The sequence below is a fragment of the Halorubrum sp. SD612 genome (assembly GCF_002135005.1).
On sequence record NZ_NEWI01000291.1, the window covers coordinates 1 to 1,953 of the forward strand.

A 1,953-nucleotide genomic window follows, 5' to 3' on the forward strand; every position below is an offset into this window, starting at 1 on the left:
CTGCGGGAGCTCGGCGTCGGCTTCGGCATCGTCACCGTGGGGGCGCTGCTCGGCGGCGTCTCCCACCAGATCATCGGCGCCGACCTCGCGGTCGGCATCGCCGTCGACGGCCTCCTCACGGCGGTCGGGTTCGCAGTCATCGTCTACTCGCTGTACCTCGAGTGAAGCGGACTCTTCGACGCCCGACGAACGGTACCCTTTTGCGGCGCTCGGTCGTCCGTTCACGGCATGAGCGACGCACGCGAGGAGCTCTCCCGCCGGATCGCCGGCGAAATCGCGCTGAGCGACGACCCCGGGGCGACCCTCCGGAAGTGGCGGACCGACTTCGACGTCTCGCAGACGGAGCTGGCCGATCAGCTCGGCGTCTCCTCGTCGGTCGTCTCCGACTACGAGAGCGGTCGGCGCGAGAGCCCCGGAATCGGCGTCGTCCGCCGCACTGTCGAGGGGCTGCTCGACATCGACGAGCGCCGCGGCGGCGGGCGCATCCGGCAGCACGCCCGGGTGCTCTCGGCCGGGTTCGAGAGCGACATCGTCCACGACCTCCGCGAGTACTCGACGGCGGTCCCCCTGTCGGAGTTCTACGAGGCGATGGGCGCGACCGAGCTCGTGCGCGGCGACCACGACCACGTGAACGGCCACACCGTCATCGACTCGATACAGGCGATAACGCGGCTCTCCAGCGAGGAGTTCTACCGGCTGTACGGTCAGTCGACGAACCGCGCGCTCGTGTTCACGCGGGTGACGCGCGGCGAGTCGCCGCTCGTGGCGCTCCGGGTCGTGAGCCCGACCCCGAACGCGGTCGTGCTCCACGGGATCGAGGACGGCGACCTCTGGGACCACGCCGCCGACCTCGCCCGCGTCGACGGCGTGTCGCTGGCGACGTCGAACCGCGACCTCGACGACTGCCTCGCAGACCTCCAAGCGCTGTGAGGCCGCCAAGCGCTGTGAGGCCGCCAAGCGCTGTGAGGCCGCCAAGCGCTGTGAGGCCGCCGCGGACCGGGAAGACGTCCGAACCGGGGGCCTGAAACCGCCGGCGCCCGTCGGTCGGGGTATGACCGACGACTACGCCGAGCGGCTCCGCGCGAACCGCCGGGAGAAGGACGACTTTTTCGACGACCACCCGCAGTCGCCGATCCCGCCGGAACACCGCGACGAGTTCGACGGGCTCGACTACTTCCCGCCGGACCCCGACTACCGGGTCGAGGCGACCGTCACCGTCCACGACGAGCCCGAGCCGGTCGAGATGGAGGCGACCGCGAGCAACCCGGTGCGGTACCTCCGGATCGTCACGTTCGCGTTCGAGGTCGACGGGGACGAGCACTCGCTCGCGGGCTACCGGCAGGAGGGCGACGACGGCGCCGTCTTCGTCCCCTTCCGCGACAAGACGACCGGTCAGCAGACGTACCACCAGGGGCGGTACATGGAGCTGGCGCCCGAGCGGGAGCTCGCCGACGGCGACCGGGTCACCGTCGACTTCAACCTCGCGTACAACCCCTTCTGCGCGTACAGCGAGACGTTCTCCTGTCCGCTCCCGCCCGAGGAGAACTGGCTGGAGATCGTGATCCCGGCCGGCGAGCGGGCGCCGGACCTCGGCTGAGCGGTGAGATCGACGGTGTCGTCGCTCCGTGGGGCGTGAAAAACACGAAAATCGGACTCGGGGACGTCCCGAAAGAGACCCGCCGCGGTCGGCTTAGTCGAGCGTCTCGGTCGTGACGAGCGTGTCGTCTTCGAGGTAGTGCTCGATGTGGTGGCCGTGCTCCTCGACGTCTTCGAGGATCTCGCGGAGCTGCTCTTCGGTGTTGTAGTCGCCGAGGTTGTTGGCGAGCTGGATGTGCTCGCGGAGCTGCTCGGTGATGTCGCCGAACATCTCGAGGTCGTGTTCCAGCGACGTCCGGACGTCGTAGGCGTCGGCGTCCTCGGGGGTCACCGGCGCGTGCTCCTCGTAGTTCGCGC

The 1,953-nt window shown here is 69.6% G+C and carries 3 protein-coding genes; 2 read left to right on the forward strand and 1 reads right to left on the reverse strand.

Annotated features, from left to right (window positions below; genetic code table 11):
* Positions 1 to 228: 228 nt before the first annotated feature.
* Positions 229 to 930 (forward strand): helix-turn-helix domain-containing protein, encoded by a 702-nt coding sequence (locus B9G38_RS16550; RefSeq protein ID WP_086221107.1) that lies wholly within the window; start codon positions 229 to 231, stop codon positions 928 to 930.
* Between the two features lie 121 nt (positions 931 to 1,051).
* Complete coding sequence (locus tag B9G38_RS16555; protein ID WP_086221108.1) at positions 1,052 to 1,597, forward strand: DUF1684 domain-containing protein; 546 nt, start codon at positions 1,052 to 1,054, stop codon at positions 1,595 to 1,597.
* Between the two features lie 93 nt (positions 1,598 to 1,690).
* Here B9G38_RS16555 and B9G38_RS16560 read toward each other — a convergent pair.
* On the reverse strand, positions 1,691 to 1,953 hold a 263-nt coding region (locus tag B9G38_RS16560; RefSeq protein ID WP_303646250.1), incomplete at its 5' end, for a ferritin-like domain-containing protein.

Bases quoted from the DNA above. Each gene is read 5' to 3' on its own strand.
- B9G38_RS16550 (WP_086221107.1), top strand. From the start codon at position 229: ATGAGCGACGCACGCGAGGAGCTCTCCCGCCGGATCGCCGGCGAAATC.
- B9G38_RS16555 (WP_086221108.1), top strand. From the start codon at position 1,052: ATGACCGACGACTACGCCGAGCGGCTCCGCGCGAACCGCCGGGAGAAG.